15 protein-coding genes are annotated in these 19,269 nt (G+C 67.5%); all 15 read right to left on the bottom strand.

Annotated features, from left to right (window positions below; genetic code table 11):
- Positions 1–71 precede the first annotated feature (71 nt).
- Entirely contained in the window at positions 72–1,076 is a 1,005-nt protein-coding gene (gene dusA, locus CIW53_RS15370; RefSeq protein WP_149365588.1) for a tRNA dihydrouridine(20/20a) synthase DusA, read from the bottom strand.
- A gap of 287 nt (positions 1,077–1,363) precedes the next feature.
- Positions 1,364–3,031 (bottom strand): DUF6519 domain-containing protein, encoded by a 1,668-nt coding sequence (locus CIW53_RS15380; RefSeq protein WP_149365589.1) that lies wholly within the window; start codon positions 3,029–3,031, stop codon positions 1,364–1,366.
- An 11-nt stretch (positions 3,032–3,042) separates the two neighbouring features.
- Positions 3,043–5,298 carry a hypothetical protein gene (locus tag CIW53_RS15385; RefSeq protein WP_149365590.1) on the bottom strand — a complete coding sequence of 752 codons (2,256 nt, stop codon included), beginning with the start codon at positions 5,296–5,298 and terminating at the stop codon, positions 3,043–3,045.
- Positions 5,295–8,414 (bottom strand): putative baseplate assembly protein, encoded by a 3,120-nt coding sequence (locus CIW53_RS15390; RefSeq protein ID WP_149365591.1) that lies wholly within the window; start codon positions 8,412–8,414, stop codon positions 5,295–5,297. Before CIW53_RS15390 ends, CIW53_RS15385 begins: the two co-directional genes overlap by 4 nt.
- Positions 8,411–11,161 carry a putative baseplate assembly protein gene (locus tag CIW53_RS15395; RefSeq protein WP_149365592.1) on the bottom strand — a complete coding sequence of 917 codons (2,751 nt, stop codon included), beginning with the start codon at positions 11,159–11,161 and terminating at the stop codon, positions 8,411–8,413. Before CIW53_RS15395 ends, CIW53_RS15390 begins: the two co-directional genes overlap by 4 nt.
- A complete protein-coding gene (locus CIW53_RS15400) occupies positions 11,158–11,517 on the bottom strand; it encodes a GPW/gp25 family protein (protein ID WP_149365593.1) in 360 nt (119 codons plus the stop codon). The genes CIW53_RS15395 and CIW53_RS15400 overlap by 4 nt, the downstream gene beginning before the upstream one ends.
- A 7-nt stretch (positions 11,518–11,524) precedes the next feature.
- Positions 11,525–11,848: a hypothetical protein gene (locus CIW53_RS15405; protein WP_149365594.1), complete on the bottom strand. Its 324-nt coding sequence runs from the start codon at positions 11,846–11,848 to the stop codon at positions 11,525–11,527.
- A gap of 10 nt (positions 11,849–11,858) precedes the next feature.
- Positions 11,859–12,365, bottom strand: a complete 507-nt coding sequence (locus CIW53_RS15410) for a phage baseplate assembly protein V (RefSeq protein ID WP_149365595.1) — start codon at positions 12,363–12,365, stop codon at positions 11,859–11,861.
- On the bottom strand, positions 12,362–13,498 hold the full coding sequence (locus tag CIW53_RS15415; protein ID WP_149365596.1) for a hypothetical protein: 1,137 nt from the start codon (positions 13,496–13,498) through the stop codon (positions 12,362–12,364). The genes CIW53_RS15410 and CIW53_RS15415 overlap by 4 nt, the downstream gene beginning before the upstream one ends.
- On the bottom strand, positions 13,491–13,811 hold the full coding sequence (locus CIW53_RS15420; protein WP_149365597.1) for a LysM domain-containing protein: 321 nt from the start codon (positions 13,809–13,811) through the stop codon (positions 13,491–13,493). The genes CIW53_RS15415 and CIW53_RS15420 overlap by 8 nt, the downstream gene beginning before the upstream one ends.
- Positions 13,811–14,467, bottom strand: coding sequence for a hypothetical protein (locus tag CIW53_RS15425; RefSeq protein WP_149365598.1), 657 nt, complete (start codon positions 14,465–14,467; stop codon positions 13,811–13,813). Before CIW53_RS15425 ends, CIW53_RS15420 begins: the two co-directional genes overlap by 1 nt.
- Complete coding sequence (locus tag CIW53_RS15430; protein ID WP_149365599.1) at positions 14,464–15,219, bottom strand: CHAP domain-containing protein; 756 nt, start codon at positions 15,217–15,219, stop codon at positions 14,464–14,466. The genes CIW53_RS15425 and CIW53_RS15430 overlap by 4 nt, the downstream gene beginning before the upstream one ends.
- A gap of 2 nt (positions 15,220–15,221) precedes the next feature.
- A complete protein-coding gene (locus CIW53_RS15435) occupies positions 15,222–16,097 on the bottom strand; it encodes a hypothetical protein (protein ID WP_149365600.1) in 876 nt (291 codons plus the stop codon).
- Between the two features lie 137 nt (positions 16,098–16,234).
- On the bottom strand, positions 16,235–18,442 hold the full coding sequence (locus CIW53_RS15440; RefSeq protein ID WP_197736676.1) for a DUF4157 domain-containing protein: 2,208 nt from the start codon (positions 18,440–18,442) through the stop codon (positions 16,235–16,237).
- Complete coding sequence (locus CIW53_RS15445; protein ID WP_149365601.1) at positions 18,439–19,269, bottom strand: hypothetical protein; 831 nt, start codon at positions 19,267–19,269, stop codon at positions 18,439–18,441. Before CIW53_RS15445 ends, CIW53_RS15440 begins: the two co-directional genes overlap by 4 nt.

Consider the following 19,269-nt stretch of genomic DNA (forward strand, 5'->3'; position numbering starts at 1 on the left):
CTGCGTGACGCCCGATAAAAGCTCAAGCCTAGGCACTCAGGCCTGAATACTGACCGGACGAGGGGCCACTGTCACGCCGTCGTGGAGAGCTGTGTCAGCGCCTGTTCGAGCAAGCCCCATCCGGCACCCGGCAGATGGGCGCCTTCACTGATCGTACGCCGGAACGCGCGCGCGCCAGGCTCGCCCTGATACAGGCCAAGCAGGTGCCGGCTGATGTGCTTCAGCGCCGTCCCGCGAGCCAGCTCGGCCTCGACGTAGGGCTGCATGTGCCGCAGCACGTCATCGCGCAGCGGCAACGGCTCGCCATGCAGCGCCGCCTCGACCTGCGCCAGCAAGTAGGGATCGTGATAGGCCGCACGCCCCAGCATCACGCCATCCAGTTGCGCCAGATGCGCCTGCACCTCGGCTACGGTGGTGATACCGCCGTTGATCACTACCACCAGCCGCGGGAACTCGCGCTTGAGCCGGTAAACCCGCTCGTAATCCAGCGGAGGAATCTCGCGGTTCTCCTTCGGCGACAGGCCCTTGAGCCACGCCTTGCGTGCATGCACCACCAGCACCTCGACGCCCGCTTCGAGCATCAGCTCGGTGAAACGCTGCAGGCCGGCGTAGTCGTCCTGGTCGTCGACACCGATGCGGCACTTCACCGTCACCGGCACGCCCACCGCGTCACGCATCGCCTTCACGCAGTCGGCAACCAGCGCCGGCTCGTACATCAGGCAGGCACCGAAACGCCCCGACTGCACCCGATCGGACGGGCAGCCCACGTTGAGGTTGATCTCGTCATAACCGGCATCGGCGCCGAACCGCGCCGCCTGCGCCAGTTCACTCGGATCGCTGCCACCCAGTTGCAACGCCAGCGGATGCTCCTGCTGGCTATGCTCGAGCAGGCGCAACTGCTGTCCACGCACCAGCGCCGCACTGGTCACCATTTCGGTATACAGCCGCGCCCGCGGCGACAGCAGCCGGTGGAAATAGCGGCAGTGCCGGTCGGTCCAGTCCATCATCGGGGCCACGCAAACGCGCCAGTCATCGGCATGCTGCAAGGCGGTGGGCGGGGAAGTCGTGGGGAGCATGCCGCCATTGTAAGGTCTGCCGGCTGCCCTGCCCCGGGCTAGCGACCGCGCTTGCGCGCGTGTTCCATCCGGTCCTTGCTGAGCCACATGGCTACGGATCACTCCAGGAAAGCTCAGGAAATGAACCGTCCATGGCCCCGACCAGGCCTGTCACAGCGATTGGCCGGCTTGAGCTCGGACCGTATCTCGATGGCTGAAAGAATGATCGCGATGGCGAAGATGCCATCGGACAACATCACCCGCCGGTCCAGACGCCGCTGCTGGACGTGTGCCGGTTTTCGGCGGCGTTATCCCGGCCTGGCCTTCTTCGCTGCCCTGGTGGTTTTCGCTGCCTTGGCAACTTTGCCGGCGTTCTTCGCGATGGGTGTGGCCTTGGCAACCGATGCCTGCGGTTTCATCACGAAGTTCATGCCGCCCGACGGGTGCTTGTTCGCCCCGGCCTGCATCAACGAGCACAGCGACTCGAAGCGGCAGCAGCATTCCTGATAGGCGCCCTTGTCGTCGGTGACACCGAGCGCGGCGTAATGATGCAGTCCCCGCGGCGGCAACGCGGCGGGAGCACCCGTGCTGCCGTCCGCCAAGGTCACCAACGGCCAGTCGATCTGGCCGTTGCCGGCCACGCGGGCGGGAATCAGCCAATACTCGCCGGTGGCGTATACGCCACCTGGCTCAAACGTGACCTGGATACCATCCTCCAGCACGATCGGCGCGCCCTCGCCCAGCGTCAGCACGCCTTGCGTGGTCACCGCATCGACCTGATCCCAGCGTCGCAGCAGCGCATGCTGGCGCGGATCGCTGCCCGGGTGCCACGGCGTCAGGTTCTTCGGCACGTTGAGGGTAACGCTGCAGTTCGCCACGTCGACGGCGATCACCTGCAGCAGCGGAAACGCCCGCTGCCCCAGCGTGTAGGCATCGTCGACCAGCTCGACCCAGTCGTTGACCGCCAGCCCCAGCCGGGCATCGCGACCGAGCCGGCCCAGCGTCACCACCTGTTGCGTGCTGCCGTCGTCCGCAGCGGCACCGGATACGCTGCGGGTGATCGGAAACACCACCGAGCCGTTCTCGCGCGACCATTTGAACGTCGCGGTGCCTGCCAGTCCGCCCTGATGGATCTCGACGCGATACAACTGGTTCTCGCAGCCGCGATAGCGCGCATCGGCAGCGATCACGCAGGGGTCGCCATCCGGCTCCACCGGCCCCAGTTCCGCCCGCATCCGCGGCAACGCATACAGCACGCGGGCGCCGAGCAACTGGCGCAGCCATGTACACCGAGACATGTTGGCATTGCCCTGACCGTCGATGCCGCTGCGCAGGTTGCCCACGTCGACCAGCTGCTGCTTGATGGCGGCAACGTCGGCTGCACCCGTGCTGGCCTTCTGTCGTGTCTTCAGCGCAGCGGTGATGTCGTCGAGCCGCTGATCCGCCCGCGCCCGGTCGAGCGCGCGCAACTGCCATACCACCTGCGCGCGCGACGTGGTGTCGACACCATCGAGCGCAACGTCAGCCAGCGCCGACGCTTCCACCGCGGATACATGCCGCTCCCACACGTCCAGCCACAGCACGAAGCCAGCCGGAGGATTCTCGAAGCCACTCCTGCCATCGGCCACGCCGTAGTCGGGCGTGGGCCCCTGTGGCTGCGCGACCAGGGTGCAGGCAGCCTCGTTCACGCACAAAATGCCGTCCACGTAGAAGTGCCCCGGCGCCAGTTGCCAGTCGGTCAACGGCAACGGCTTGCTGCTGCCGTCCGCGTTCGTCGTCGTGCTGGTGATGCCGAAACCGCTGCCAGCCGCCCAGCACGGGCCGACCAGGTCGCGCACCAGGGTGCGCAGCAGGTGCAGCTGGATGTGTGCCTGCTCGTTCCAGTCGGCTTCCAGCAATACGCGCCCCTGCTGCTGGAACACCTGGCTGTAGTGCAGGGTCGGATCGAAGCTGACGCGTGCGAAGTCGCCTTTCATGGTCGATGCTCCTAACTCGCGAAAAGAATGCCGGCGTCCGTGCCTGCCGGAACGTATTCCTGCAGCCGAGCCGCGAGATTCGCCTCGCGCTGCGGCTCGTACAGATCGTGATACACGCCCATCGCCGAACGATCCGACGCGCCGCTGCGGATCTCCGCGCAGCAGCGATCGGCCAGACGCAGGTAATGCGGCGTGGCGTAACGCTGGCTGCGGAACTGCGGCACCACGCGCAGCTGCTCATGCGCGCGCCTGCTGACGTCACCCGCGGCGACTGCGGCCAGCGCCAGATCCGGCTGGCAGTGGAAACGCCGTGGCGTACGCGAACCGTCCGCCACGTAGCAGAAACGCACGCAGCCTTGTTGCCGGCGCAGCACGCGCAGCGGGCCGGCGAAGATCGAATCCTCGGCCAGTGCGACGCCGTGTGCCTGCACCTCGCCGATCACCGTGCAGCGGCGGAAGCTCGCCTCGACATGCGCCACCGCTTCGTCCGGCGCGCCCAGTGCCACCCGCTCGACGCCGGTGGCGTCGACGATGCTGTCGCAGATGTCCAGCAGTGGCGGCTCGCCACGTCGAGCCGGACTGATCACCGCGATCGCGCCGAGGATGCTGTGACTGACACGCAGCGCCGCACGCGTCCCATCCAGCGTGACGCTCGGCTCGCCCGGACGCTTGGGATCGCAATCGCAATGCAACGCCCAGCCCGGCACCAGGGTGCAATGGCGAATCACCAGTTCGCACAGGTCGTCTGTCGCGGGGTTCTCTTCCGCCGGCCCCTGCACCTCGACACCGCGACCCACGATCATCAGGCCGTCGAGCAGCACGCGGCTACCGGCTGCGCCGCTGATGCTGAGCGCATCGGGCTGGCTGGCGCGCACATCGAGCAACCGCAGTACCGGCCGCGTGCGCTCGGCCGCCCGCAACTGGATCGCCTCGCCGGCATCCAGTAGCAGGTCGATGCTGCCTTCATACACTCCGCTCTCGGCCAGCTCGATGATCAACGCATGCAGCGGCTGTTGCGCTGGCGCGGCAGACTTTGCCAGCGCCCATGCGGCCAGTGCCGCGGCAATGCTGCCGTAGTGGCCAGGCGGCCAGCTGGTGTTCGGATCACGATCCGGCAACGCGGTGTGCACGATGTAGCGCGTGGCGCCTTCCAGCTCCGGCGTCACCCTTGCATATTCGCCACCACCGAGATCGGCGGCGAAGCCGTACTGGTACGACACCCACACGCCGCGTTTCGGCCGCTGGTTGGCGGGAAACAGCAGCCGGCCCCGTTCGGGATCGACGGCCACGCGCCCACGCGGCACCTGGTAATGCCAGTCGGACAGATCGGCCGGGATCAAGGTCTCGCACGGCACCGGCACGCCCTGCCCCTTGGCCGGCCAGTCCGGCGCCCAGATCTGCACACTGTTGCCGTCGCCATACAGCCCAGCCGCCACGCTGGCGTAATCGGCCTGCGGCCCGCGCGCTGCGAATCGGTAGCGCCGCAATGGCAGCGGCAGATTGCGCTCGTCGGCGATATGGGTCGGCTCGGTTTCCTCGACCGGGCGCTGGAACAGCGGCGCGTCGTTGCCGAGCACGCTGAAGCTGAAACAGTGCGGGCCGCGTTCCTCCACGCAGTACGCCGACGTGCTGGTCACCGGATAGCTGCGCAGGCGGCAGGCGAACACGCCGACGTCCGGGATGTTGTAGCGACCACGCCGACGCCGACTGCCCATGCGTCGCAGGTCGACGCTGTGCGCGAACGGGTCAAACGCGCCGCTCGCCCAGCCGATACGCTGCAGCCGACCCGGATCGCGCAGGTCGGCCGTGCCGCCGCGGTGCGAATGTTGATGATCGAGGTGCTGCATCCAGCCGAGCCGGCGGTAGAACTCGACCGCGCGCGCCGGCCAGTCGGCAGCGTCGCGGGACAGGTCTTCGAGCAGCGACAGCGTGCCCTTGCGCCGGCGTGCGTCGATCGTGTTGGCCACATCGGCGCGCGGCGCGAGCACGCGACCGAGACCGGCCGTGCACGCGTCACCTGTCGCGTCCAGCGTGGCGGCTTCCGGCAGCAAGGTATAGCCGAGCAGGTCGCCGATGTACGGCACCACCCAGTCGTCGCAGGTCTCGATGAACCAGTTGTCATACAGCCGCGCGATGTCCTGTTCCAGCATGTCGGCCTGGGTGGCCAGCACGCGCAGGAGGTCGCGCAGCGGATAACCCTGCTCCGCGTCGCGCATGCGATAGACCGCGGGCAGCAGGTCGTACAGCCGATCCGGACGCGCAGTCATGGCGTGGCCTCCTGCAGCAGCAAGGTGTCGGGGATGTTCGGTGGCAGATAGGCGAGCTGCGCCGGCAGCAACCTGCCATCGCTGCCGTAGCGCGCGGGCAGTACCTGCACGCGCGGCGGTGGCATCGTGGCCGGCGCCACGGGCGCTGCCGCATGCGTCATCAACGAGGCGCCGTCACCAGCTTTGCCGTTGTCGCCCGCACCGCCGAAACCGGCCAGCAGGGTCGCCTCGTCGATGCTGCCGAGCGCATCCACGTCGACCCAGGCCACACCGCGCACCGCCTGCATGCAGGCGACGATCTCGCTGAGGTAGACGCTCTGCGCCAGCGCCCGCCGCTCGAAACCGAATGCATCGAGCAGCGCCGCGCGCAGCTGCGGCTCGACCGCTTCCCACGCGTAGTCAGGTGCCAGGCCAACCTTCGCGCTGAGGGTCAACGCCAACAGTTCGCGCACGTCGAGACGCAGCGGCAACGATGGATCGCCGTACTGCTGCAGCGCCTGCAGCAGGTTGCGGTAGAGGTCGGAGGCAGGATCGATCGGTGCGTCCTCCGCACCGGCGATGGTCACCTGCACCAGATTGCCGAGCTTGCTCGCCGCCGCCTTGCCGACGCCGCCGAACGTGCGCGCAAAGTCGGCGTAATCAGGCACCGAGACCAGCCGGTCCAGCGCCAGCACCGCCAGCGGAACGTTGCGTCGCGCCTGGTCACGCGTCTCCGCATCGGCGCCGCCGGAGGCACGCAGTGGATTGATCACTGCCTTGACGCCGAGCGGCCGGGTCGCCAGCAGGCTGATCTGCTGTGCGCTTACATTGCCCGGTGTGCCGATGCCGTTGCGATAGATCGCGGTGATGTTTTCGACGCCCGTGGGCAGGCGGGCGCCATGTGTGCCGTCGCCGAACACCACGGAGGTCTTGCCGCTGTCATCGGTGGCAGTGACGAAGCTGCGGTCGGCCGCGCCGACGAAGGCAAGATTGCGCGTTTCGCGCCATGCCATGTCGTTGACGCGCACGCCGAGTGTGCTCTGCACGCCATCGACCGTGGCGGCGGAGACATGCGTCAACGGCGACTGCTTCAGCACGAACGCCTGCATCGACAGCGCGCCATTGCCGCTGCCGAGCACTTCGTGGCGCGTTTCGCCGTGGGTGGCGCGCACCACGTTGGCATGGACCGTCACGCTGTCGCGCCGGTAGCTGTAGGCGAGACCCTGGTTGGCAAACACCAAGGTGCTGTGCACGGTGTCGCCAGGCAGCTGCGCATTCACGCCCTGCTCCACCGCGCTCAGCATCACCAGTTCCGCGGCGCTCACCGCATCGGTACCCGGCACGTCGCTGCGCTCGCCCTGGACGATCACCCAGCGGCCGGCCTTGAGGCCATCAATCGCGCTGTCGAGGGTAAGCCGGGTGGCATTGTCCTGGGTGATCGGTGTCGAAGTATCGTTCGCGGCGACATTGCCGACGGTGTCTGTGATCGCCAGTTCGGCCAGCGGCAGCAACTCGCTCTGCGCATACGCCTGGGTGCTGCGCACGGCCGTCATGTCCGGCGCTTGCCACACGGCCGATCCGTCGCTGCCCACCGGGCCGACCAGCACGATGTCGGTGGTCTTGCCGCTGATGCCGTAGTCGCTGCGGGGGTGCACCTGGACACGCTTCGCCTGCGCCACGACCGGCACCGCACCGGAGCGCTGGATCAGCAGGTAGCTGCCGGCGAGCACGCCATCGTAGGCATTGTCCAGTTGCACGCGGTCATCCTGCTCGACCGAGCCCCAGTCACCGTCGGGCATGGAGACGTAGGGCACCGCCGCCTTGGTGGCGCCGTCCGTGTTCAGGCCAAGCCCCATGATGCGCGGCGCGTTGTAGCCGAACAGCGGCGCCGCCACGCGCAACGCGTACACGCCGCTCAGCGTGGGCGAAGGTTCGCCTCTCGGCACGCTGGTCCATGCGCGGTAGAAGGTATCGGCCAGGTGGGTCTCGAAATTCAGCAGCAGCTGCGGACGCGTGTCGCTCGCCTTGCCCAGTGCGGTGGTGAGGCTGCGTTGCAGATGGAAGCTGTTCGCCGGCTGCAGCGTCGGCATGGCCGCCAGCGCACCGAACAGTGCACTGAAACTGCTTGCCGGCGGCGTACCGACCGATCCGTCGTCGGCAAAAGCCTGCTGCACCGCGAGCAGGAAATCCTGCGCCGCCGGCGGGCCACCGCCGAAACCCTCCAGTTCACCGAAGCTGCGAATGAATTCGATGTAGCTGCCGCCATTGTCCTTGCCCAGCAGCAATTGCTGACGCAGTTGTTCCAAGCCGTTCAGCCAGTGGCCGCTGGCCCCTGTCAACGCGGCGATTCCCGCTTGCGCCGCGGCGAGAATCTTCACGGTCACTGGATCGACCGGCTGCAGCACGACCCGGCTGCGCGCGCTGGCCTGCTGCACTTCGACCGATTGCACCAGGCGGATCGCCTGCACACCGGTGGCAAGGTCGCCGAACAGGAACAGCAGGCGGTCGTTCGGCTTGAGGTTGCTGACGATGCTGGCAATCCACAGTTCGCCGAGTCCTGCAATCGTGTCCAGCGAAATGTTCTGCGGTCGGGCCAGGCGCGGCTGCAGCGCGTTCCACTCGTGGCGCGCGTCCAGCGGATCGGCGGTCTCGAAGGTCTGCATCTGTTCGCCGGGCGCGGGGATGGATTGCGCGCGTGCGCCGGCGCCGATGGTCACCGGCGGCGAGTCCTTCTCGACGGTGTAGGCAAGGTAGACGCTGGCGGCCACGCCGGGACGCAAGCGGTAATCGACCAGCCGCGCCAGCTCCCGCACCGATCGCCGCTCGATGGCGGTGCGCAGGTAACCTTCGTTGGCGATGCGCTCCTGATAGAAGCTGAGCACGTCGGCACCTACTGCCCATGCATCGAGCAGCGCCATCGCCGGATCGTCACTCTCCCGCGTACGCAGCCCGGCCAAGCCCGGCAGCGCGGCGTCACTGAGGTCGTTCTGCATGGTGGCGCGGAAGTCGGCATACGTGCCGACGCGACAGGCGAGGCTGTCCAGTCCCGGCCGGTTGTACAGCGGCAGCGGGGTGCCGGCGATCGCCCCGCAACCGCAGGCACAGGCGTGCCTGCCACAGGCGCTGCAGCAACTCATCGGCCACCTCCCAGCGTGAACGCGATGCTTCCGTGATCGGGATGATCCGGATCGTTGTCGACCTGCGCGATCTCCCGCGCAGCCAGATGCAGCACACCGTCGGCGGCCACGCCATCAGCCGGCACGTCATCGGCGCGGGCCAGCGTGGTGATCTCGACGTGGGCGACGCCGGTGATCGCCTGCGCCTCGGCCAGCAGCGCGCTGGCGAACACCGGCGCGCCCAGCCGCAGCCGATCCGGATGGAAGAACGCAGGCGTACCGTCGCGCCGAAGACTCGCGCTGAAACGATCGCGCAGCTCGGCCTCGACGTGCGCCACCAGAAAGCCCGGCAGCACGCAGACGAATAGCTCGATCTGCAGCGGCACGTAACAGGCGCCGCGCACCTCGACGTCGTGGCCGATGCGACGGTAGCGCTCCAGCTCTGCCCTGATCCGCCGCGCCAATCCTGCCGGCAGGCTTTCGCGGCCGAGCGGATCGACCACCACGTCGGCGGCATGCCAGCTACCGCTCCACTCCAGCGCCGCCGCCGCACCCTGCAACTCCGGCGCGCGCGCGGCGAACATCGCGTAGTCGTCGGCGACGATCGCGCGCAGCGGGTTCGCGCGAAACGCACCGGGCGCGTACCACTTCACCTCGGCGAGGCTTTCCGCTGCGGTGCCGCCGCTGGCCGGCAGCGGATTGCGCGGCTGCAGGTCGGCGGACAACTCGCCCGACTTCAGTGCCAGCCACACGATGCTGTCGCGGCCGACATTGCCGGCCGGGCCGTTGCCGAAGCGCGGCGCGGCACGAAAGAAGTCGCCGGCCTGCGGCTGCGCGCCGAGCACGCCGTCGCCGAAGCGCAGGTGCGCGGCGCCGTCGTCGTCGATCTCGACCACGAAGTGGCGATCGTCGGGCCCGCTCTCCAGCAGGTCGTACCGTGACTGCCATCGCCAGCGTGGATCGGGCATGCCGGAAACCAATACGTCGCCGAGCGTGCCGCCGTACACCGTCAGTTCTGGCAAGGCGCGCCGCGGATCGCGCGCGAGCAGCCGGCACACCGGCGCGTTCGCCGGCAGCGGTTCGGCCCAGGTCAGCGGCATGCCGGGCACCACATGGCCGGTGTCGGAAGGTAGGCGCCGTACGTCCTGCACCGCGCCATCACAATGGCAGCAGCCGTACTGCATGGTGCCCGGCACCAGCCAGCAATCCTCGGCCAGCGCAGCGCAGCGCGCGCAGGCCTCCGGCAGCGCGGCAAGCGCCGCGGCGAGTCCGGGATAGTCGCCATCGTCATCACCCGGCGCGCAGATCGCGGCCGACGTGCACTGGCCGCGCACGTGCTCACCGTGATCGACCAGCAACACATTGCCGCGCGCCAGACTGACATCGTGCAGCCACGCGCAATCCGGCGACGGCGTGCGTACCGACAGGCACAGGTCGAACGGCAGCGCGTCGCACGCATCCCACGCGATGTCCAGAAGCAGGGTGCCGTCGAGCGGGTCGATGGACGTCCGGACGTCCGTCAACCGCACCGCGTGCCGATGCGCCGGATCGGCATCGGCGGGATTGCCGGTTTGCGGCCCCAGCACTTCCTCGAAGATCAGCAGGTCGCCGGCCGCCAGTTTCAGCGCACGTTGCGGTGCGGCGACAGCAGGGTCGTTCGCCGCCGTCGGCGCCCGCGGAGACGACGATGCAGACGGCGGTGGCGCATCGAGCAGCGTCGCGCGCGTGCTGCCTCGCGGCAGGCAGCACATCCCGTCACCCCAGCTGTGGAAGCGGATCGCGCTGTGCGCGGCGATCACCCTGAGCGTGTCGGCACCATCCAGCGACATCGGTTCGAACAGCAAGGCACCCTGCCCGCGCACGACATCGAGCTGGTCCGCGTCGATCAGGCCAGGCTTCACGTTGCCCTGCCCCGGCGGCGGCACCAGCAGCAGCAGGTTATCCAGCGCCAGCGGCAGGTCGGCGTCGCCGGTATAGCTCAGCGCCACCAGCGCGCGCGCGTTGCAACCCTCGTGCATGCGGTAGTCGACCAGCCGCGCGTGCCGGCGCACCGAGATGCGCCGACGCGCGGTGCCGAGATAGGCCTCGGTGGCGACCGCGTCCTGGTAGTAGCTGAGGTAGTCGGCGGTGTACGCCAGCGTCTCGACCAGCGCGATGCCGAGGTCCGGCACGTGCCGTTCCTGCCACGCGGGCATGCCCAGCGCGATGCGGTCGAGGAACAGCTGGCGGAAGCTGGCGTAATCCTTCGCCAGATAATCGATCTCCGGCGCTGGCAACGGCGCCTGCACGCACGACGTCGCGTCCGCGCAATCGAGCGTCTTCGCGCAGTCGAGACGGAAGTGCAGTGCCACGCAGGCATAGCGCGGATCGAAGCCCGGATACGCCAGCCAGCCAGCCGGGTCGCTGCCCGAAACCGCATCCACCAGGCACAGGCAATACGCCGTGTGGTCGCCTTCGCGGTCGAGCACCACGCGCAGGCAGGCATCGTCGTGCATGTCCGGTTCCAGCTCGGGGTTGACGCCGAGCACGCGCAGGCCGGTGATGCGATCGCCGCCATTGATCCGCACGTTCGCCACGCCGATACCTTGCGGGATCTCGCCGAAGAGATGCACGCACAAGCTGGTGCCGTCGTCGCCGACCTCGACGTAGTCGATGCCGTTGAGCGTGCCGGACAGCCGCAGTTTTTCACGCCGCGCCGGCACACTGCATGCCGGCAGCGCCGCACAGCCAATCACGCCAAGGCCCGCGCTGCGACTGGCGGTGTTCATGGCAGGCTCCGCGTGAAACTGTCGCTGCGCGTGTCGCCGCTGGCGCGCACGGTGTAACCGAGGTCGACGCGCAAGGTGGCATCCTCGCTGCTTACCGCCAGCGCGCCGACATCGATCACGTCGCCAAGCCAGCGCTGCAACGCTGCCTGCAGGGTGAACTGCAACGCGGCGGCCAGCTCCTGGCTGTTCGGCGCGAATACCAGTTGCAGCAGGCCAGTGCCGAAGTCCGGCCGGTTGACGCGCTCGCCGGGGTTGGTGAACAGCAGCTGCTCGATCATGTCGCGCACATGGTCGTCGTCGCCGGTCTCCGCGCTGTGGCCGCGGTTGTCGAAGCGGAAAGGGAAGTCGATATTCATGGCGTTCTCACATCGCGGTGACGCGTGTCTGGCTGGCGACGATCAGCAGCGGCGTGCCGGTCGGCGCGCAGATCGCCTGGCTGTCGAACAGCAGCAGCGGCTGCCCGCTGGAAGTCACCCGGGTGGCGGCGGTGACGAACTGCGCGGTGACGCACGGCCCGTTCGCCGCCGGTGGCGGCGGCAGCGCGCAGCCGGCAACCAGCCACGGCGCCGGCAGGGTCACGCTGGGCTGGCCGCTGACGCTGACGCGCGGATTTGGCGCGGTGGCCTGCACCTGACCGCCGTGCGAACAGAGCACGCTGGCACCGACATGGATGAGGAAGCCCGGCATCGCATGCCTCCTAGGTGACCACCAGCGCGCCGTTGTTGATGGTCACCGTCGGCCCGGCCAGCACGATGGTGGCGCCCTGGCCGTTGGAGATCGTGATGCCGATCTCGTTGACCATGATCATCGCGCCGGTGACGCTCTTCAGCAGGATGCCGCCGGTCGGTCCCGGCAGATCGCTGATCACGATGGCGTTCTGCAGGCCCGACTGCAGCACCACGCTCGGGCTGGCCGGATTGCCGGCCAGTGCCAGCGCCGGCACTTCTGCCGCCACACCCCAGAAACCGCCGACCCAGATCGGATAATCCGGATCGCCCTGCTCGAACTCGATCCACACGCCCGCGCCGATCTGCGGTACCACGTAGACACCGCTCTGCTTGCCGGCGATCGGCACGCAAGGCATCGCCCAGCTCGACGGAACCAGCCCGGACACGTCCGGCACCATCGCCTGGATGCGCCCGCGCTGTTCGGGATCCACGTTCTGGATCACGGTGCCGCGGTACTTGCCGTAATAGCGGTTCATGCCAGCACCAGCGGCACGGTGGAGAGCAGCCCCTTGCGCGACAGCTCGAAGCTCTGCTTGTACTCGCCGCGCTTGATCGTGTGGCGCACCTGGCTGACGTAGTGCAGCCCGTCGAACGCGGGGCCGACGCCGCGCACGCCGACCAGCTGGCGCGGCTTCAGCACGCGGCCGTAGCGCACCACGTCGAGGCTGCCGCGGCCGGTGACGGTGTCGGCGGACTTCGCCGCCTCGGCCATGCCCAGCAGCATCGCGCGCATCGGCGAATACTTCGCGGTCTCCGGCAGCGTGCGGAATTTCTGCGGCGGCGGATCGATCAGCCCCAGCGGCGGATTGAGCGGGCCGATGTCCGGGATCGGTATCGGCAACGGCAGCTTGGTCTGCTCGTTCTGGATGTAGACGATCGGCAGGCTGCGCGCGTTGCCGTCGTAGCTGAAGCTGAGGCTCTCGACGTTGCTCGCCGCATCCATGTCCGCGTTCAACGCCGGCTGCGGCACGCCAACCTTCACCTTCGGCCCCCAGTACGCGATGCTCATGCCGGGCGCCGGGCCGGGATCGAGGTAGAACACGTAGCCGACACGCTCGGCCAGCGTGCGGATGTATTCCAGATCGCTGCCCTGCTGGGTCGGCACGCGGTTGGTCGGGATCGGCACGTCAATCGCGATGCTCGGGATCACCAGCGGCACGATGCCGAGGAACGCGTACTTGGCCAGCAGCAGGGCCACGATCGCCTCGGCCGGCATCGCCGGATACGGCAGGCCCGGCAGGCCGGAGAATTCCAGCTTGGTCATCACCGCGGTGAGGTCGTCGCCGGTGACCTGCAGCGTGGTGTGGCGCTGGTCCGCGCCGGGCAGCACTTCGGTGCGGGTCACCACGCCGTCGATCAACACCTGCGGCATGCCGTTGAGCGTGACCACCACGATCACCCGCAGCAGCGGCACCACCCCGCCGCCCGAGAGCAGGAACAGCGTGTGCAGCGGCGACTGCACGCTCAGCGTGAACTGCAGGGTGAACGCGCCGGCCGCTTCGTCCGGTGCACTCACCTCGATCTGGGTCAGCGCATCCAGCACGATCTGCGGCACCGGCACCGGCACCACCGGGCCGACCAGCAAGGTCAGGTGCACGCCCTCAAGCATGCGGCACCCCCGGGATGCCTTCGGGCAAGGTGATGCGTAGCTGTTTTCCGATCGTCTCGGTCAACTCTTCCGGACGCAGTGCACGGTTCGCATCGCACAGCCGCCAGAACTGTTCGGGATCACCGAGGTAGCGCGCCGTGATGTTGTCCAGCCGCTCGTTCTGCACCACGCGATGCCACTGCAGCAAGGCGAAGTTTTCCGGCGGCGGCACGAAGCGGCGTTTGAGATAGGTGACCGGCGTGCCGTCGGCGCGCACGAGGGTCGCGGCCGGCGTCAGCGCGTAGCGACTGGTGGGAGGAAAGATCACGTTCATCACGGCACTCCACTCAAGCCGAGCGCGGAAAGTTGGCCGCCGGCACCGCCGGCCAGGCGCTCCTTCTGCTGCAGGTAGCTCATGAACAGGCTGGCGGCCTTGTGCCCGGACGGCACGTCGTTCACCGACAGCACGCGCAGGCCGAGACTGACCTTGGCGCGGATCGGATTCAGCGCGGGGTCGAACGCCTCCTCGGTGATGCTGAATTCGGTGACGCGCACCGGCAGGATGCGCGACTTGCTCCACACGAACAGCGCCAGCGGTGTCTCCATCGGCACGATCTCCAGCGTGCCGATCTGCGCCAGCACGTCGTTCGCACGCAGCTGGCCGCTGGTCGGATAGACCATCGTCTCCAGCGCCGCCAGTTGCGCGAAGAGGCCGGACTGCGTGGTGACGCTGTTCTGCTCCGGAAACTCCAACTGGTCGGTGGCGTCGATCTCCGCCTCCAGCTTCAACGTCTCCACCGGCGGCCCCTTCAGGCGCAGCACCTCGGAACGGTCGCCGCCATCGGCACTGACCGCCTGCACCTGCAGCGAGCGCGTGAGCGAATCGGGGTTGTACTGCAGCGCGATCACCCGCAGCACCGCCGAGGTGCCGGCATCGATCAGCACGATGCCGCCCTTGAGAATCCGCGGTGAGCCGGGGAAGGCGCTCATGGCACGTGGCCGAAACCGAGCAGCTTGTCCATCCGGCTCAGCACATAGGAGAAGCCCTGCACGCGCGGGCTGCGGTTGCCCTCGATCGTGTACAGCATGCCGTCCTGTACCGAGTGCACCAGGCCGGTGTGACCGAGCCAGCCGGCGAGGCTCACCCGCCACCAAACCACGACGTCGCCGGGCACCGGCACGTAACCGCTGCCCGGTGCGTTGGACCAGCCGTGCTGCTTGAACTCGGTCAGCAGGCTGCGCGCACTGGCGGCATAGGCGAACGGCATCGCCGCCTTGTCGCCACCGCTCGCCTGCATGAAACACCAGCTGACGAAGCCGGCACACCACGACTGACCTTCGTCGAGACCGGCCGGTGCGAGGTACTTGCGCACGAAGGGGCCGCGATTGTTGCCGCCGATCTCACGCGCGTTGGCCTTCAGTTCGCCGATCGCAGCGGCGAGTGCGGCACGGCCGACCCTGCTGCCGCCCTTTGCCGGCAGCGTGGAGTAATCGACCGCGGTCGGTGTCCTGATGAACGGCTTCGGGTGCTGCAGGCTCCACCATGTCAGCGGCCCGGCCACGCCATCGACGACCAGCGGCTGACCGTGCTGATCGAGATTCTGCGCCTGGAACGCCCGCGTCGCCTGCCAGGTCCTGGTGTCGAACGTGCCGTTGACGTCGGCCGCATAACCACGCTGCACCAGCAGCTTCTGCAACTGCCGCACCTGCGAACCTTGATCGCCCTTGCGCAAGGTAGCCATCGTCAGTGCTCCGTAGGCCTGCTGCCCACCCTGGCGGCGTGCAGCACGGCAGCGTTGATCTTGATGTTCGGGTTGAGCTTGTACGCCGCGTCGACATTCGCCTGCGCCTTTTGCGGCTGGCCGAGCACGACATAGGCCTCGGCCAGTGCGGCATGCGAAGCCGCCGGCAAGGGTGCGCCGGTGCCTTGCAGCTGTCTGGCGATAGCGGCGATTTCGTGCTGCCTGGCGCTGTCCACCGTGGCAGGAGCGCTGGCGGTCGATTCCGCAGCCGTGCCCGCACTGGCCGGCGTACCCGCCCCGGTCGCGATTGGCGGGCCGACCGTCGCCGTGCCGGCGGTGGCCGCGCTCGCTGCGGGTGCGGGTGACGGCATGGGCGGTGGCGCCGCGATCGGCGCGCCCGCCTGCACTTCGTTCAACTTCGCGGTCAGAACCGGTACCAAAGTGGCCTGCACCTGCGCCGACGGTTGGTGCTGCAGCACCGACTGCGCCAGTTGATAACCCTTGTTCACTTCGCCGATGGCGCGATAGCCATCGGCTACCTGTGCCTGCAACTGCGGGTTGTCGGCAGCGCGCTCCTCGATCGAACTCAACGTCTTGGCCGATTGTTGCTGCTGTGCCGGGTCGGTCGTTCCCGCGGGCTGCGCCCGGATGCGATCCAGTTCGACCATGTCCTGGCTGAACTTGACCGCCTGGATGCCGGGAAAACCCATCAACACGACCGCGAAGATGATCAGCACCATCGCCATCTTGAAATCCCGACGCTGCACGATCATCACCGTGATCGCCAGCAGCGCGAACACGAACAGGATGAAGCCGCAGATCAGCATCAGCTTTTCGTAGCCGAGCAGACCGTCGAAGATGCTGTTGACGATGTTCATGAACGTATCCTGGATGCAGCAAGATCAGCGTCGAAATTTTCCCCGTTTGATAGCCATCTCAATGCGATCGACAAACAACGCCGTCGGTTGAAAGATTCCAAGCGCGCGGCCCGACACCGATTGACGTGCCCGCGCCATCAGGGAGCCGGCCCTTGCGTTGTGGGTGGAGTCGGGTTCGGTTTCTGCGGGATCTCGAGGTCAAGATGGAAATGCAGGATCAGCGGCGCCGGGCCGTGCCAGTTGATGTTCGTGGCGCTACTGGTACCCATGAATTCAACATTGCGCGTACCGGTCGCGGCATTCACTTCTTCCGCGACCCGGAAGTCGTTGTAGAGCACACGCCAGCGCGCGCCCATCGCCTTGGCCGTTGCATCGATCTGCATCAGGAAGTCGACCGCGGCGCGGTGCTGCCAGAATCCACGTTGATCCAGCGGCGTTGAGAGCGTCAGGTCAACCGAGAAGCCCTTGCCGGCCCAGCTGCCGCCGCCATGTCCGCGGTAGTTGCCGGCCTTGAACGAGGCTGTCTTCGGATCGTTCTTCAGTGCGGTGAGAAAGTCAGCCATCTCCGGTGCGACGCCAGCCATGCCCTTCTCGGACTGGATGTCGGCGGGAATATCGACCATGGCAAGCGGTGTGTAGGTCGGGCCGAACTTGCTCAGGTACGAGGCCGTCTGCTTGATCGTCTCCGAGTCGACCTGCTCGCGCCGACCAACGGCCCAGGCATGCGAGATGTCCTCGATCTGCTGCCGCGCCCATTGATTCTGGTCACAGCGCACGTCGGTCATTTCGGCTTCGATTTCGCTGGCGATGACATCGGCCGACTTAGCCGGTGGGGTCTCGCCCTTGCCGGCCTTCGGCTTTGCGTTCTTCTCCTTGGTGATGCGTTTGCGCGCCGCGTCGAGGCGGTGCTGCATCGCGTTCAGCCATCCTCTGCCGTAACGCGTCAGCGCGCCCTGGATCGTGTTGTCGTAGTCGGTAGCAAGCGCATCCTCGAATTTCCTTGCAAGTTCGGTGGTGACGCTGTCTACGTCCTGCTTTTTCACAGCGGCTTCGGCATCGGCGACCCGCTTCGCCTCCGACTTCCGGGCAGCAATCTTTGCCCTCGCAGTGGCCTTTGCAATCTCGCGCCTGTCGGCGAGACCTTCGACAGCCTTCTTTACCGCTTCTTCGGATGCGGTCCTGGCCTCGGTTGCTGCTTGCTTCCTGGCCTGTTCGACGTCGGCGCGGTAGCGCTTGGCGATTTCGTCGTCGACGACACGCTCGGCGTGACACTGGGCGAGCTCCTTCGCGAATCTCGCGCGGTCCGCATCCCCGCCAAAGCGCGCCGTACTCGGCGTCGGCAGCTCGGCCTTCTCCTTGGCGGGCGGCGCCGTTGCAGGCGCAGCGGTGCAGGCGAGCACGATGATGTTCTTTTGTGGCGCGTCGGGGCATGCCGCAACGCCTGCGGTCGCGGCACGGTGACCGCCCGGGGTCACGGTGTCAGCTGGCGTCTGGCTCGCCTGGTTCTGGCTTCCTTCAGCGGTCATGGCATCCATGTCGCCCGGCGTGCTGTCGGACTGCCCTGGTTTGGACTGGCCCTTCTCGACCCGCTCACTTTCGACCGCATCGGTACCTGCCGTCCCCTTGCCTTCGGGCTGGCGCTGGATGCGCCACGGCACGCTGCCGCTTTGCTTCGGAGCGTTGACAGGTTCGTGGGCAAAAATCCTGCGGCCACCTTGCATATCCGGCGAATACCAGCCCTCGTCGACGCCGATGCGGCTGTCACCCCGCGACTGCTGCACGACGTGCACCAACTCGTGCGAAAGCAGCCGTTTGCCTGCATGCGAACCCGGAGCGTACTGTCCGGCCCCGAATACGATGTCATACCCAAAAGTGAAGGCACGGGCATTGATATCCCGCGCTGACTGCTCGGCCGTTGAGCCGGTATGCACTCGCACCCTGGAGAAATCGTGAGCAAAGCGTTGCTCCATGTCTTGCCGCAAGTCCGGATGCAGTGGGCTGCCCGAACTGGCAAGTGCCAGATCCACACTGGGAGGTGCCGTGTCCGCATGTGAGTCCGCATTATTGGCCATGCGCAGGATTCGCGGCGGTGAGCGCACGCCTCTCGGCGACGCTGGCACGGACATCACCTGCTCGGCGACACGATCCGCCTCGAGCTCGAATAGATCATTTGACGCGCCAACGCTGAGCTTGCGCTGCAAACCGAGCCTCTTCTTGCTGCATTCGGCGCACTCGCCACCTCCCGGCGCGTGCGTGCCACACGCGCACTTGCGCCGCAGCAACAGACCGTGGGCCGGCGCCGAGGGGGCCGACCTCACTGGCACGCTGGCGTTGCGTTCGCTCACGGCCGATTCGCCGCCAGGCGCTTGCCTGCAGGCGCCTTCTTCGCCGCGGTCGGCTTGCGCTTGCGCAACCCGGCGAGGAACGCATCGAGCTTCGTCGCATCCAGCGCGCGCCTCTTCTTCGCAGTGTCGATCGCGTCGATGATTGCGTAGGCCTCGTCGCAGTATCTGGCAAGGAACGGCCAGGTCATCTGCTGCTTGCGGCCCCAGGTCACGCAGACCGGGCCGAGTTTGGTGTAGCCGGGCACGTAGACGTAGTGGCCGTTGTGCGGGTTCGGCTGGCCGGCCTTGCCGCCGACCACCGCCCACGGTTTTCCCGCATAGAACTGGGTCAGCGCCGCGTCGGGCAGGGTCAGGCCGAGGCCCACGCCGATGCCCATGAACACCGCGCGCTTGACCTCGCTGCGCTTGCGCTGATCGATCTGCGCAAACGCCTTGATCTTGTAGCGCCGCTTCGCCGCGAGCCAGCCCTTGCTGCGCCACTCCTTCACCGAATCCAGCACGACCAGGCCGCTGTCGACGCCACCGCTCTCGCTGAAGTACTCCTGCAGCACGTCGTGGTCGCTGATCGCGATCAGCTTGTTCTGCTCGGCCCTCTCGAAGCGCAAGGTCTGGTGCGCGCGGCCGGCGATCACGCAGTCACCATACTGGTCGTTGCCGAACATCGGCGTGGGGATGCCATGGTGGACCACGTCGAAATCGTATTCGGCCGGCAGCACCGGCGGAGCCTTCAGCAGCACGGCGAACATCAGGTTGCGGTCATCGCGTCTGGCCTTCCGTTTGCCGAAACGCACGATGCCGTCGGGGCGGGGTTTGGGGATCGTTTGCAT

This window comes from Rhodanobacter sp. T12-5, from assembly GCF_008329435.1.
Classification (GTDB): Bacteria; Pseudomonadota; Gammaproteobacteria; order Xanthomonadales; family Rhodanobacteraceae; genus Rhodanobacter.